14 protein-coding genes and 1 tRNA gene are annotated in these 13134 nt (G+C 71.8%); 12 read left to right on the forward strand and 3 right to left on the reverse strand.

Features of this window, described 5'->3' with window-relative positions; translation table 11 throughout:
* Nucleotides 1-141 precede the first annotated feature (141 nt).
* The 8 genes from ACIBBD_RS06770 (at nucleotide 142) to ACIBBD_RS06805 (ending at nucleotide 5167) form a co-directional block, all read left to right on the forward strand.
* Nucleotides 142-675, forward strand: a complete 534-nt coding sequence (locus ACIBBD_RS06770) for a hypothetical protein (RefSeq protein ID WP_399418219.1) — start codon at nucleotides 142-144, stop codon at nucleotides 673-675.
* 86 nt (nucleotides 676-761) lie between these two features.
* Nucleotides 762-1193 (forward strand): tRNA adenosine(34) deaminase TadA, encoded by a 432-nt coding sequence (gene tadA / locus ACIBBD_RS06775; RefSeq protein ID WP_399418662.1) that lies wholly within the window; start codon nucleotides 762-764, stop codon nucleotides 1191-1193.
* A 45-nt stretch (nucleotides 1194-1238) separates the two neighbouring features.
* Nucleotides 1239-1323, forward strand: a tRNA-Ser gene (locus ACIBBD_RS06780).
* A gap of 277 nt (nucleotides 1324-1600) precedes the next feature.
* Entirely contained in the window at nucleotides 1601-1777 is a 177-nt protein-coding gene (locus tag ACIBBD_RS06785) for a hypothetical protein (RefSeq protein ID WP_399418220.1), read from the forward strand.
* Nucleotides 1778-1818: 41 nt separating this feature from the next.
* Entirely contained in the window at nucleotides 1819-2112 is a 294-nt protein-coding gene (locus ACIBBD_RS06790) for a Dabb family protein (protein WP_399418221.1), read from the forward strand.
* A gap of 228 nt (nucleotides 2113-2340) precedes the next feature.
* Nucleotides 2341-3174: an RNA polymerase sigma factor SigF gene (locus ACIBBD_RS06795; RefSeq protein WP_399418663.1), complete on the forward strand. Its 834-nt coding sequence runs from the start codon at nucleotides 2341-2343 to the stop codon at nucleotides 3172-3174.
* A 291-nt stretch (nucleotides 3175-3465) separates the two neighbouring features.
* Complete coding sequence (locus ACIBBD_RS06800) at nucleotides 3466-4377, forward strand: RNA polymerase sigma factor SigF (RefSeq protein WP_399418222.1); 912 nt, start codon at nucleotides 3466-3468, stop codon at nucleotides 4375-4377.
* Nucleotides 4378-4426: 49 nt separating this feature from the next.
* Nucleotides 4427-5167: a hypothetical protein gene (locus ACIBBD_RS06805; RefSeq protein WP_399418223.1), complete on the forward strand. Its 741-nt coding sequence runs from the start codon at nucleotides 4427-4429 to the stop codon at nucleotides 5165-5167.
* A 133-nt stretch (nucleotides 5168-5300) separates the two neighbouring features.
* Here the strand turns inward: ACIBBD_RS06805 and ACIBBD_RS06810 are convergent, their stop codons facing one another.
* Nucleotides 5301-5498, reverse strand: a complete 198-nt coding sequence (locus tag ACIBBD_RS06810) for a hypothetical protein (RefSeq protein ID WP_399418224.1) — start codon at nucleotides 5496-5498, stop codon at nucleotides 5301-5303.
* 473 nt (nucleotides 5499-5971) lie between these two features.
* On the opposite strand from ACIBBD_RS06810, the gene ACIBBD_RS06815 reads away from it, so the two are divergent.
* From ACIBBD_RS06815 to ACIBBD_RS06830, 4 genes are all read left to right on the forward strand, one after another.
* Nucleotides 5972-6490 (forward strand): MarR family winged helix-turn-helix transcriptional regulator, encoded by a 519-nt coding sequence (locus ACIBBD_RS06815; RefSeq protein WP_399418225.1) that lies wholly within the window; start codon nucleotides 5972-5974, stop codon nucleotides 6488-6490.
* 13 nt (nucleotides 6491-6503) lie between these two features.
* Entirely contained in the window at nucleotides 6504-9041 is a 2538-nt protein-coding gene (locus ACIBBD_RS06820; protein ID WP_399418226.1) for an MFS transporter, read from the forward strand.
* 72 nt (nucleotides 9042-9113) lie between these two features.
* The gene (locus ACIBBD_RS06825) at nucleotides 9114-9935 is read left to right on the forward strand and encodes a YceI family protein (RefSeq protein ID WP_399418228.1); all 822 of its coding nucleotides are present in this window, start codon (nucleotides 9114-9116) and stop codon (nucleotides 9933-9935) included.
* Between the two features lie 49 nt (nucleotides 9936-9984).
* Entirely contained in the window at nucleotides 9985-10455 is a 471-nt protein-coding gene (locus ACIBBD_RS06830) for a PPOX class F420-dependent oxidoreductase (protein ID WP_399418229.1), read from the forward strand.
* A gap of 127 nt (nucleotides 10456-10582) precedes the next feature.
* Here the strand turns inward: ACIBBD_RS06830 and ACIBBD_RS06835 are convergent, their stop codons facing one another.
* Nucleotides 10583-11341, reverse strand: a complete 759-nt coding sequence (locus ACIBBD_RS06835; protein ID WP_399418230.1) for a TetR/AcrR family transcriptional regulator — start codon at nucleotides 11339-11341, stop codon at nucleotides 10583-10585.
* 195 nt (nucleotides 11342-11536) lie between these two features.
* The gene (locus ACIBBD_RS06840) at nucleotides 11537-13075 is read right to left on the reverse strand and encodes an MFS transporter (RefSeq protein ID WP_399418231.1); all 1539 of its coding nucleotides are present in this window, start codon (nucleotides 13073-13075) and stop codon (nucleotides 11537-11539) included.
* Nucleotides 13076-13134: the final 59 nt, after the last annotated feature.

A 13134-nucleotide genomic window follows, 5' to 3' on the forward strand; every position in this document is an offset into this window, starting at 1 on the left:
CACAGGGAGCCGAAGACGTCCCCTGAACGCCTTGTTTCTGCCACGATTCCGAGTGGGTGGGGCTCGGAGCACAGCTCTCTCCGCCCGTAACCTCCGCCGGGGGGACCCCCAACCGGCACGCCTACCAGTGGGAGAGTCACGGTGTACTTCGCCGCACTGCTCGCGCGCACCGAAGACGGGTGGGAAGCGAGCGACACAGAGCTCGACGATGTGGAGACCCTGTCGGATCTGGCCGACCTGGCCCGGGAAGCCTCTCCCGACGAGGACACGGTGCTCGTGCTGATCGAGCAGGAGGACTCGTGGTTCGGCGTGGTCCGCGTCGACGGTGAGGAAGACCCTCGCATCTTCGTGTCCGACGCCGCCGCTGCCGCCCGCAGCTCGTACGGCGAGATCCTGCTCACCGACGAACTGCTCGGCCGGGACGGGGACGCCGGTGACGACCTCGACGCCCTCGACCTCGACGGCACCGAGGACGGCGAGGACGACGAGGCCGCCGACGACGACCCCGGCGCCGGTTCCGCCGCCGAGGCCGTCCCGCACGGCCCGGTCGGTGACCCCGCCATCCTCGACGACCTAGGCGTCACCGAGAAGGAGCTGAAGTCGCTGACGGAGGACGCGCTCACCGAGATCGCCGAGGCCCTGGGCGCCTCGGAGGTCCTGGAGACCGTCCGCTGACCGCACCGGAACCGGGTCCGGCCCGCGAGGCCGCCGAGACGACCTCCGTGGCCGCCGACCCCGTACGTGACCGCTGGCGGGCCGCGATGCGGCTCGCCCTGGAAGAGGCCGTCCTGGCCGCCCGGGGCGGGGACGTCCCCGTGGGCGCCGTCGTGCTGGCCGCCGACGGCACGACCGTCCTCGCGACCGGCCACAACGAACGCGAGGCCGGCGGCGACCCGACGGCCCACGCGGAGGTCCTCGCGCTGCGGCGGGCCGCCGCCGAGGTCGGGGAGTGGCGGCTGACCGGCTGCACGCTCGTCGTCACGCTGGAACCCTGCACGATGTGCGCGGGTGCCCTCGTCCAGTCCCGTGTGGACCGGGTCGTCTACGGCGCCCGCGACGACAAGGCGGGCGCGGCCGGCTCCCTCTGGGACGTCGTCCGCGACCGCCGGCTCAACCACCGGCCCGAGGTGATCGAGGGCGTCCTCGCGGACCCCTGCGCCGAGCTGCTCACCGAGTTCTTCCGCTCCCGCTGAATACCGATTTCAAAGCAGGGGCCACCGTGCTGTAAGGTCTCCCTCGGTAGCGTGTCCGAGCGGCCGAAGGAGCTCGCCTCGAAAGCGAGTGTGGCGCAAGTCACCGAGGGTTCAAATCCCTCCGCTACCGCTGACAACACCCCCCGAACCGCGGGAACGCGGCTCGGGGGGTGTTCTGCGTCCCGGGTGTTCCCCGTCGCGGGGACGCGGCACCTTCCGCGTCCGGAGTCGCACGGCGTCGGGGCGGACGCCGCGTCCGGAGTCCCCGGCGTCGGGGCACCTTCCGCGTCCTGGGGCGTCCGGGAGGCGGTTCACCGTCGAGCCGTTGGTCGTAAAAGATGATGTGAGGGTTACACTCGCCGCCGGCAACAGGGGGCCCGAGGGTCAGCACTCACAGGGAGGCCGCGGTGGCGGTGAACGCCAAGAAGATCGCCGTCTACGTACTCGTGGTCTTCGTTCTGTACGTGATCATCACGGACCCGGCCAAGGCCGCGGACTACGTCCAGATAGGGTTCGAGGGCATATCGGACGCCGCGAAGGCCATCGGCGACTTCTTCACCTGGCTCTCCGACGGGGCGCGGTAGCCGCGGAGGAGCCGAGGCCGCGCACCACGCTGGGAGTGCCCATGATCCGCCACCTGGTCCTCTTCAAGCTCAACGAGGGCGTCGAACGCGACGACCGCCGGGTCGTGGAGGGCGAGGCGGCCTTCCGCGCCCTGGGCGAGGAGATCGAGGACCTGCGCTTCTGGGAGCTGGGCTGGAACATCAGCGAGCGCCCCATCGCCTACGACTTCGCGATCAACTCGGCGGTCGAGGACGCGGACGCCCTGAAGCGGTACATCGAGCACCCGGCCCACCAGGCGGGCGTCGCCCTGTGGCGCGAGTTCGCCACCTGGGTGGTCGCGGACTACGAGTTCTAGGCCCGTTCCAGGCCGCGTTCCGCACCGCGCCTCCTCGGACGCACCGAGCCCTCCGCCGGAACGGCGGGGGGCTTTCGCGTGCGTCGGCCCCCAACTTCTCCCTCAACACGGCGTTATGAGGTGCTTGCACACAGTGGACATGTCTTGTGATGCTATGACCGCTTTTGACGGATGAGTGGACCGCTGAAGTTCTGATGAAGCCCGACAAAGACCGATGAAGAGGTGGCGTTGACCGTGTCGGCCAGTACTGCGCCGCCCCAGGAGGAGGCGCCCGCGCCCGCTCCCGTTCCGGAGAAGCGCCGCGGCGCCGACACCCGAGCACTGACCCAGGTGCTCTTCACCCAGCTCAAGGAGTTGCAACCGGGCACGCCGGAGCACCACCGGGTGCGCGGGGCGCTCATCGAGGCCAATCTCCCGCTCGTGCGCTACGCGGCCGCCCGCTTCCGCTCCCGCAACGAGCCGATGGAGGACGTGGTCCAGGTCGGCACCATCGGACTGATCAACGCCATCGACCGCTTCGACCCGGACCGGGGCGTGCAGTTCCCGACGTTCGCGATGCCGACCGTCGTGGGCGAGATCAAGCGGTACTTCCGCGACAACGTCCGCACGGTCCACGTACCGCGCCGGCTGCACGAGCTGTGGGTGCAGGTCAACAGCGCGACCGAGGACCTGACCACCTGTTTCGGCCGTACGCCGACCACGGCCGAGATCGCCGAGCGGCTGCGCATCAGCGAGGAGGAGGTGCTGTCCTGCATCGAGGCGGGCCGCTCGTACCACGCGACCTCCCTGGAGGCCGCGCAGGAGGGCGACGGGCTGCCCGGGCTGCTGGACCGCCTCGGCTACGAGGATCCGGCGCTGGACGGGGTGGAACACCGCGACCTGGTCCGCCACCTCCTGGTGCAACTCCCCGAACGAGAACAGCGGATCCTGCTGCTGCGTTACTACAGCAACCTGACGCAGTCCCAGATCAGCGCGGAACTCGGCGTCTCCCAGATGCACGTCTCGCGGCTACTGGCGCGTAGCTTCCAGCGGCTGCGCTCGGCGAACCGGATCGACGCGTAGGCCGTCCGGGGGGTCTTCCGTAACCGAACGGGGGAGCGAGCGGTCACCGTTGCGAGCGAATCGCTCACCAGGGAGGATCCCGACAGATCTGCGCTGATACACCGTCACACCCCCTCTTTCCAGGGCCGTTTCGTTACCCAGATGTCGACATGTCACTACAGCGTGTTGCCGACATGTGACATTCTGCGGGAAGCGCGTTTGCCGGGGCTTCGGCGCCGGTATTCAGGTGAAGGCTGACCTTCCTCTCCGGGAGAGTCCGCCGCGACCGTCCCGCGACCCAAAGGGGGTGGCATGTCCGCAGACCAGGGCAGCTCGAAGGTGCTCACGCTCACGAAGAGCGAGTCCGCGCCCGCCGAGCCCGTCACGCCCGTCGAGCCCGACCTGCTCGACGACGTCACGGCCCTCGAGGCCGCGCCCGCCCCGGCTCTGCCGGCCACGGGCGCCATCGACACCCGCACCCTGTCCCGCTCCCTGTTCCTGCGGCTGGCCGCACTCGACGAGAACAGCCCCGAGCGTGCCTACGTCCGGGACACGCTCATCGAACTCAACCTCCCGCTCGTGCGCTACGCGGCGGCCCGCTTCCGCTCACGCAACGAGCCGATGGAGGACATCGTCCAGGTCGGCACCATCGGCCTGATCAAGGCGATCGACCGCTTCGACTGCGAACGGGGCGTCGAGTTCCCGACGTTCGCGATGCCGACGGTCGTCGGCGAGATCAAGCGCTTCTTCCGCGACACGTCGTGGTCGGTGCGGGTGCCGCGCCGCCTCCAGGAGCTGCGCCTGGCTCTGACGAAGGCCAGCGACGAGCTCTCGCAGAAGCTGGACCGCTCCCCGACGGTCGCCGAACTGGCGGCGGTCCTGGGCGTGTCCGAGGAGGACGTGGTCGACGGCCTGGCCGTGGGCAACGCCTACACGGCCTCCTCCCTCGACTCCCCGGCCCCCGAGGACGACGGCGGCGAGGGCTCGCTGGCCGACCGCCTCGGCTACGAGGACACCGCGCTGGAGGGTGTCGAGTACCGCGAGTCCCTGAAGCCGCTCCTGGCCAAGCTGCCGCCCCGCGAGCGCCGCATCATCATGCTGCGCTTCTTCGCCAACATGACCCAGTCGCAGATCGGCGAGGAGGTCGGCATCTCCCAGATGCACGTCTCCCGGTTGCTGACCCGCACCCTGGCCCAGCTCCGGGACGGGCTGATCTCCGACTAGGCCGGTCCGCGGGGTTCCTTCCTGACGTACCGTCAGCCACACTGGCGCGATGCGCCGACCGACATGGACACAAGGCCGCCGGGGCGCCCTGCTGGGCGCGTCGGCGGCCGTCGTCGTGTGCGCGGGCGCGGTGCTCGCCCTGGGCCCGGGCGGCGGGGGAGAGGGGTACGTGGCGGTGGGGGCGGCGCCGGTTGCGTCGGGCGCCGTGGCCTCGCCGACGGGGGGAGTGCGGCTGGTGCAGCTGGAAGAGGGCACCGGCTCCCACCCGGTGACCGGCCGTCCGGCCCACCCCGCGGACGGCACAGCCGCCTCGTCACCGGCGGAGGGTGCCGTCAGCACCGCGCCGGGGCGCTCCCCTTCAGCCCGGACGACGGCGCGTCCACCGTCCCCGACGGCCACCATCCCGCGCACCGAACCCTCCGAGCCCTCCGCACCCTCCGAGTCCTCCCCCGCGCTCCCCACCGGGCCTTCCGGGGTTCCCGGCCCGGCCGTCCTGAGCGTGGGAGATCCCGTACGGACGCCCACGGACCGGCGATGGTGCGAGCGGGTGACGCTGGAGTTCCACAACTCCGGTGGAACCGCGGTCCGTTCGGGTGCCGTGACCTTCGAGACGCACATCATCGACGCCCTGGGCACCGACTGGTCCACGGTCGAGTCGACCGAGCCCCTGCCGGCACCGGTCTCTCCCGGTGCGCGCGAGCAGGGCACCTGGACCGTCTGCGTCGACGCCTGGCGCGTCCCGCTGGGGATGCGGGTGGAGACGCGGGTGGTGTCGGTGCGCTGGGAGTGACCGGCGCCCGTCCGGCGGATCACGCCGCAGGAGACCGGCGGTCACTCATCGGCGCAGGTGAGCGGGGACCGACGGCAGAGCCGCAGCCGGGCGTGCCGATGCCCGCGTCCGCGGCATGATCCGCCGGAAGGTCCTAGCCGAGCGCCAGCCACGCCACCGCCGCGACGATCGCCACCGCGGCGACGATGCCCACGATCAGACCGATGCGGGGACCGGCCGGGGCGGGGGCCTGGCGGGAGGACTGGGGCGCGCCCTCGTCGACGAACGCGCGGAACATCTGGGTGCTGCCGGCGGGGTCGTGGTTGCCCTGGGGGCCCTGGGTGTTAGCCATGCCCCGAGACCCTAGCGAAACCGGCCGGGACCACCCAAGTGGGGGTCACCCCGGGCTCCTTACCTACAGCGTCCCGGCGTCCGGCCAGTGGGACCAGTGGGTGTTCCCGGGTCAGCGTCGGCCGGTAGCGGGACGGGTCACCGCAGGGGAGGACCTCGGCGACGCCGGAAGGCCTGGCGGTCGCTCGTCCGGGTCTCCCCGAGGTCGTCCGGGTGGTTCCCCTCGTCGGGGAACACAGCCTCCTCCGCGCAGCGGTCGCACCGGGCGAGGACCGAGGACGTCGTCAGCAGGGGCGGCGCCCCTGGGGCGGCCCGCTGACAGCCCCGCCCGCCGCCTCTTCCACCCCGCCACCAGCACATTTACTGCCGCAATACTTGCCTTTGCCAAGTTTTTGCGGCCCACCCCGCTTCTTTATTTGCCTGTAGCAACCAAGCGCTTCTATGGTTGCCCTAAGCAACGAAACGGGAGGTGTGATGGCAGAGCAGGCGCAGTACGAGCAGTACGCGGAGCTGGCGCGTCAGCTCAGTGCCGTCGGAGCCGTGAAGCGGGACATGGGGCGGATTCTGCCGCCCGACTGCCCGGCGGGCTCGGCGGGCGTGCTGGCGTTGCTCGGCCGCCACGGTGACCTGCGCATGAGCGCCCTCTCCGAGCTGCTCGCCGTCGACATGTCGGTGACCAGCCGGCACGCCGCGCACCTGGCCGAGCGGGGCTGGATCGAACGCTCCCCGGACCCGGCGGACAAGCGCTCCCGCATCCTGCGCCTCACGCCCGACGGCGAGGCGATGCTCCTCGAGCTGTCCCGCCGGAGCACCGACCTGCTCGCGGAGCGCCTGAGCGACTGGACCGCGGAGGAGGTCGGCCGGCTCATCCAGCTGATGAGCCGGCTGCGCGCCAGCTTCGGCGACTGCCGGTCGGCCCCGCACCGGCCACCGCCCGCACCACCCGTTCCCGTACGTGAACCGTCCACCCGTACACCCGCGGAAGCTACGTAAGAAAAGGAAGCCCATGGCAACGACCACACCAGCCGGTGTGCGGGCTCACGCCAAGCACGGGGGAGGCTCCGCCGGGCGCTCCGGCGACGCGCCGATGACCCACCGGCAGATCATGGAGGCCCTGTCCGGGCTGCTGCTCGGGATGTTCGTGGCGATCCTGTCGTCGACGATCGTGTCGAACGCCCTCCCGGAGATCATCGGCGACCTCGGCGGCGGCCAGTCCGCCTACACCTGGGTGGTCACCTCCACCCTGCTGTCCATGACGGCCGCCACTCCCCTGTGGGGCAAGCTCGCCGACCTGTACAGCAAGAAGGCGCTCGTCCAGATAGCGCTCGTCATCTACGTGCTCGGCTCCGCGGCCGCCGGTCTGTCGCAGAACCCCGGCATGCTGATCGCCTGCCGTGTGGTGCAGGGCATCGGCGTCGGCGGGCTCTCCGCCCTCGCGCAGATCGTGATGGCGGCGATGATCTCGCCGCGTGAGCGCGGCCGTTACTCCGGCTACCTCGGCGCCACCTTCGCCGTCGCCACCGTCGGCGGCCCGCTGCTCGGCGGTGTCATCACCGACACCAGCTGGCTCGGCTGGCGCTGGTGCTTCTACGTCGGCGTGCCCTTCGCCGTCATCGCCCTGATCGTGCTGCAGAAGACCCTGCACCTGCCGGTCGTGAAGCGGGACGTCAAGGTGGACTGGGCCGGCGCGTTCCTCATCTCCGCCTCGGTCTCGCTGCTGCTGGTCTGGGTCACCTTCGCGGGTGACAAGTACGACTGGCTGTCCTGGCAGACCTACGCGATGGTCGCCGGCTCGGTCGTCCTCGCGCTGGTCTTCCTGCTGGTCGAGTCGAAGGCCGAGGAGCCGATCATCCCGCTGCGGCTGTTCCGCAACCGCACCATCACCCTGTCGTCGGTCGCCTCGATGTTCGTGGGCGTCGCGATGTTCTCCGGCACGGTCTTCTTCGCCCAGTACTTCCAGCTGGCCCGTGACAAGTCACCGACCATGTCGGGTGTCATGACGATCCCGATGATCGGCGGGCTCTTCGTCTCCTCCACCGTCTCCGGGCAGCTCATCACCCGCACCGGGAAGTGGAAGGCCTGGCTGGTCGGCGGCGGTGTGCTCATCACCGCCGGGCTGGGCCTGCTGGGCACGATCCGCTACGACACCGAGTACTGGAAGACCGCGGTCTTCATGGCGCTGCTCGGTCTCGGCGTCGGCATGATGATGCAGAACCTGGTGCTCTCCACGCAGAACCAGGTGGACCCGCGCGACCTCGGTTCGGCCAGCTCGACCGTCACCTTCTTCCGTTCCCTCGGCGGTGCGATGGGCGTCTCGGCGCTCGGCGCCGTCATGGCGCACCGCATCACCGACTACGCCAAGGACGGCATCGCCGACCTCGGCCCCGAGTACGCCTCTCTCGCCTCGGGTTCCAGCTCCACCGGCGAGATCCCGGACATGGACAAGCTGCCCGCGCCGCTGCGCACGGTCATGGAGAGCGCGTACGGCCACGGCATCGCCGACGTCTTCCTGATCGCGGCGGTCATGGCACTGATCGCCCTCCTCATCACGCTGTTCATCAAGGAGGTCCCGCTGAAGACCAAGGGCGCGCTGGCGCAGACGGCCACGGGCGAGGAGGCCCCGGCCCAGGCACCGGCCGAGGCCGCGACCACCGACGGACAGCCCGAGCGGCAGGCCCCGAGCTGGGCCGTCACCGCCTCCACCACCGAGGCGGGCCCCGAGGGCACGCAGCGGCTCGCGGCCGTCGCCACCGCCGACGCCCCCACCGCGTCCTCCGGCAACGGCGGCATCCCCGTCCGCGGTTTCGTCCGCGGCGCGGAGAGCGCGCCCGTGCCGCAGGCCGCCGTCACCCTGATCTCCCTCGCGGGCCGGCAGCTCGGCCGGTCGGTCGCCCAGGCCGACGGCTCCTACGCGGTGGACGCGCCCGGCACGGGTTCGTACGTCCTGATCGCCTCCGCCGACGGGTTCCAGCCGCAGGCGTCCACGATCGTGGTGAACGGCGAGCCGGTCACGTACGACGTCCTGCTCAGCGGGACCAGCGGGCTCGGCGGAGTCGTCCGGGCGGCGGCCTCGGGGGAGCCCGTCAAGGACGCGATGGTGATCGTCACCGATGTGCGCGGGGACCTGCTGGCCACCGGGACCACCGGCGGACAGGGCGAGTTCTCCTTCGCGGAACTGGTGCCGGGTGCGGTGACCGTCGCGGTAAACGCCGCCGGGTTCCGGCCGCGCGCGCTGCCCGTCGAGATCGGTACGACCGGGGTGACCCGCGTCGAGGTCGTCCTCGAGGCAGGGGCGCGGGTCCAGGGCGTCGTCCGGGCGCCGCACGGCCCGCTGGCCGACGCGCGGGTGACGCTGGTGGACGCGGCGGGCAACGTGGTCGGCACGGCCACGACCGGCGCGGACGGGGCGTACGCCTTCACCGACCTCGACGGCGGCGAGTACACCGTCATCGCGACCGGCTACCCGCCGGTGGCCACCGCGCTGACCGTCGGCGGCACCGGCGTCGACGGCCACGACATCGAACTCGCCCACCCCGGCGAGTAGGACGGACACGGCACCGGCCCGTGGCGGGGTGCGCCTCGCCACGGGCCGGTCCCTTCGGAGGAGTTACCCGAGATGGCACTGACCGCCAGGATCCGCACCCGGGACGGGTGGGCCGTGTCGCACGCGGTCGTCACCGTCACCGACATGACGGGCACGCAGGTGCTGCGCGCCGAGGCCGACGCGGAGGGCGTCGTCCGGGACACGACGGCGCTGGCGCCGGGGGCGTACACCGTGATCGTCACGGCCGTCGGCTACGCGCCGGCCGCCTCCAGCGCGCTGGTCACCGTGAGCGGCCGGGCCGAGGTCGGCACGGTCACGCTGGCCCGGCAGGGCGGCACCGAACTGCCGCCGCCCGGCCCGTGGACCGTCGACCCGGCGCACTCCACGGTCGGCGCGGTCGCCCAGCACCTGGGCATCTCCAGCGTGCGCGGCCGGTTCACGGAGTTCTCGGCGCGCGTCGAGATCGCCCCGGACGACGTCACCGGGTCCCGCGTGGAGGCGGTGATCCGCGCAGCGTCCATCGACACCGGCAACGCCCTGCGGGACACGCACCTGCGGTCCGCGGACTTCCTGGACGTGGAGACGTACCCGGAGATCGTCTACCGTTCCACCGGCCTGACGGCCGCGGGCCCGGACCGCTGGACGGTCCACGGCGAGCTGAGCCTGCGCGGGGTCGTCCGCCCCGTCGACCTCGAGCTCGCCTACCTCGGCACCGGCGCCGACCCGTGGGGCGGCACCCGCGCGGCCTTCCGCGCGACGGCCGACCTCCACCGCGAGGACTTCGCGATGAACTACAACCAGGTCGTCCAGGCGGGCATCGCCGCCATCGGTACGACGCTGAAGGTGGAGCTGGACGTCCAGGCCGTGCAGGGCGAGTCCCTGCCCCAGGCGTAGCACCGGCAGGGTCAGGCACGGCGGCCGCCGCTGCCCCTACGCTGACCCCATGGCACCGAACATCGCGACCAACACCTCCGTCTCCCTCGACGAGCTGCTGGATTTCGTACGCCCCCGCCACCGCGCGATCCTGCTCACCCGGCGGGCCGACGGCGGTCCCCAGGGGTCGCCGCTCACCTGCGGGGTCGACGACTCGGGCCGGATCGTGGTGTCCACGTACCCCGAGCGGGCCAAGACGCGCAACGCCAGGCGGGACGAGCGGGTCAGCCTGATCGTCCTGAGCGACGAGTGGAACGGTCCGTGGGTCCAGATCGACGGCACGGCCGAGGTGATCGACGCCCCCGACTCCGTCGAGCCGCTGGTGGAGTACTACCGCAACATCGCGGGCGAGCACCCGGACTGGGACGAGTACCGGGAGGCGATGGTCAAGCAGGGCAAGTCGATCATCCGGATCACCCCCGAGCGGTGGGGCCCGGTGGCGACCGGAGGCTTCCCGGCCCGGCTCGCGCCCCAGGAGTGACGCGGGTCCCGGGACTGCCACGGGAGCGGTACGGGCCTCGCGGCGCGGGAGCGGTACGGGGCGCGGTATGGACCTCGCGTGCGGCGCGGACGTCGGGTGCTCCCCCGGAGCGGCGGCCACGGGGCCGTCAGCCGCGTGCCACCATCGCCTCGATGCCCGCCACCAGCAGGTCCAGGGCGTAGGTGAAGTCCCGGTCGAGCATCTCGGTGACCGTGTCGCCGCCGCGGGCCGCCATGATGTCCCGGGACTCCTCGACGACCGAGGCGATCTGCGGGGCCTCGGTCACCGTGGTCATGGAGTGCTGGAAGTACTCGTCCGGCGTCATCCCCGCGTCCGCGACCCGGCCGAAGAAGTGGCCCTCGATCGTGCCGTAGCCGTACACGAACTGGAAGACGGCCGAGATGGCGCTCGTGACGCGGTGTGCGGGCAGGCCGCTGCGGCGGATGATGTGCTGGACCGTGCGGGAGAAGGCGAGCGAGTTCGGGCCGATGTTGAGGTACCGCCCGGCGAGCGGCGACAGCCAGAGGTGGCGCACCAGCAGCGTGCGGTACGCCGTGGCCAGCGCCCGGAGCTGGTCGCGCCAGTCCGCGTCCTCGGCCTCCGGGTCGGGCAGCTCCAGTTCGCCGAAGCCGGCGTCCAGGGCGAGTTCCAGGAGGTCGTCCTTGGTGTCGACGTACCAGTAGACGGACATCGCCGTCACGTTCAGCTCGGCCGCCAGCCGCCGCATGGAGAACCTGTCCAGTCCCTCCGCGTCCAGCAGCCGTACGGTGACCTGGATGATCCGCTCCCGGTCGAGCCCCGACGGCTGACCGCCGCCCCGGCCCCGGCGCGCCTTGCCGTCCAGCCACACGCTGGACCGTGCGGCGTTGCCAGCAGCCTTCACCATGGCGCACCTTCCTGGGGTTCCGGTCACTGATGACGATGCTAGGCCGCGGCCGCTCCCCGGCGGAGGCGGGGAACGCCGCGATCGATCACACCCCGCCCGGGGCCGAAGCCACGGCTGAGGCCGGAGCCAGGGCCGCGGCCGCTGCCGCGGCCGCCGGGCGACATGACGAGCCGCCGGACGGCATGCCGCCGCCGCTCATGAGGCGCCCGCGGCCTCCGCTCCCGAGGCGCCCGCCGTCTCCGTCTTCTCCGCAGCCTCCGCGTCCTTCCTCTCCGCCCTGCGCAGCAGTCCCGCCGCCACCACACCGCCGAGGAACACGGCCGCCGCTCCCCCGAGCTGGCTGGTCTCCAACCCGGAGGAGAAGGAGTCGACCACCCGCTCCCGTTCCGCCCGCGTGTGCGCCGCCGCCAACGCCACCGGCAGGGACTCCGCCGCGAACCGCGAGCTGAGCACCGCTCCGAGAACGGCCACGCCCAACCCGGTGCCGAACTCGGCGAGGGTGCCGTTGATCCCGGCGCCGACCCCCGCCTTCGCGGGCGGGATCGAGCTCATGATGGCGTGGGCCATCGCCGGGCTGGCGATCGCGGTCCCCGCGCCGATGAGCAGCAGCCCGAGCAGCGTGCCCGCGTAACCGCCGGAGGCCGTCGTGGCGATGGAGACCAGGCCTCCGGACATGAGTGTCAGCCCGAGCAGGATGGACACGGGACCGCCCAGCCTCGCCATCCACTTCGCCGCCACCCCGGTGAAGTTGAGCGCGACGACGGTCACCGCCAGCGGCGCGGTCCGCAGGCCCGCCTCCAGGGGGCCGTAGCCGAGCACGAACTGCAGGTGCTGGGTGAGCAGGAACAGCGCGCCGCCCATGCCGAAGGTGACCAGGACCGCGCCGGACACCGCGGCCGTGAACCGGCGCTCGCGGAAGAAGTGCAGGTCGAGCATGGGGTACGCGATCCGGCTCTCCCAGCGGGCGAACAGGGCGAGGACGACGACCGCGACCGTCCCGCTCAGCAGCACCCGGCCCGACGTCCAGCCGTGCGACGGGCCGGAGATGATCGCGAGGACGAGCGAACTCATGCCGATCGTGGAGAGCAGCGCGCCGAGCAGGTCGGGGCGGTCGCCCTGGGGGCTCTTCGACTCGGGGACCAGGGTGACGACGGCCGCCAGCCCCAGCACGACGACCGGCAGGTTGACCAGGAAGATGGCGCCCCACCAGAAGTGGTTGAGCATGAAGCCGCCGATGAGCGGGCCGACCGCGAAGCCCAGGGAGTTCACCGCGGCCCAGATGCCGATCGCCTTCGGCTGCTCGGCGGGCGCGAAGATCTGCATCGCGACCGCGAGGGTGGTGGTCAGCAGCAGCGCGCCTCCGACGCCCATCCCGGCGCGCGCGGCGATCAGTTGGCCGGACGTCTCGGCGAGGCCGGCCACCAGTGAACCGACGCCGAACAGGGCCAGGCCCGCGGTCAGCATCTTCTTGCGGCCGTAGCGGTCGGCCGCGCTGCCCGCGGTGAGCAGCAGTCCGGACTGGACCAGCGAGTAGGCGTTGATCATCCACTGGATGTCGGAGGTGGCCGCGTCCATCTCGCGGGTCAGGGACGGGATGGCCACGTTCAGGACGGTGTTGTCGAGCACCACCGTGAGCTGCGCGAGACAGATCACGCCGAGGATCAGCCAGCGCTGGGGGTGGCCCTCGGGGGAGGGGGGTGCGGGGGGCGCGGCGGGGGCGGGGGACGCGGACATGCTGTACACCGTAGAACAGTTGCCATACGGCGTACAACAGCGGTTTCGGCCGTACGGAA

The organism is Streptomyces sp. NPDC051315 (genome assembly GCF_044455165.1).
GTDB lineage: Bacteria > Actinomycetota > Actinomycetes > Streptomycetales > Streptomycetaceae > Streptomyces.

Coding starts and splice junctions, on each gene's coding strand:
- tadA (WP_399418662.1), top strand. CDS start 762: ATGCGGCTCGCCCTGGAAGAGGCCGTCCTGGCCGCCCGGGGCGGGGAC.
- ACIBBD_RS06790 (WP_399418221.1), top strand. CDS start 1,819: ATGATCCGCCACCTGGTCCTCTTCAAGCTCAACGAGGGCGTCGAACGC.
- ACIBBD_RS06800 (WP_399418222.1), top strand. CDS start 3,466: ATGTCCGCAGACCAGGGCAGCTCGAAGGTGCTCACGCTCACGAAGAGC.
- ACIBBD_RS06805 (WP_399418223.1), top strand. CDS start 4,427: ATGCGCCGACCGACATGGACACAAGGCCGCCGGGGCGCCCTGCTGGGC.
- ACIBBD_RS06810 (WP_399418224.1), bottom strand. CDS start 5,498: ATGGCTAACACCCAGGGCCCCCAGGGCAACCACGACCCCGCCGGCAGC.
- ACIBBD_RS06815 (WP_399418225.1), top strand. CDS start 5,972: ATGGCAGAGCAGGCGCAGTACGAGCAGTACGCGGAGCTGGCGCGTCAG.
- ACIBBD_RS06820 (WP_399418226.1), top strand. CDS start 6,504: ATGGCAACGACCACACCAGCCGGTGTGCGGGCTCACGCCAAGCACGGG.
- ACIBBD_RS06825 (WP_399418228.1), top strand. CDS start 9,114: ATGGCACTGACCGCCAGGATCCGCACCCGGGACGGGTGGGCCGTGTCG.
- ACIBBD_RS06830 (WP_399418229.1), top strand. CDS start 9,985: ATGGCACCGAACATCGCGACCAACACCTCCGTCTCCCTCGACGAGCTG.
- ACIBBD_RS06835 (WP_399418230.1), bottom strand. CDS start 11,341: ATGGTGAAGGCTGCTGGCAACGCCGCACGGTCCAGCGTGTGGCTGGAC.
- ACIBBD_RS06840 (WP_399418231.1), bottom strand. CDS start 13,075: ATGTCCGCGTCCCCCGCCCCCGCCGCGCCCCCCGCACCCCCCTCCCCC.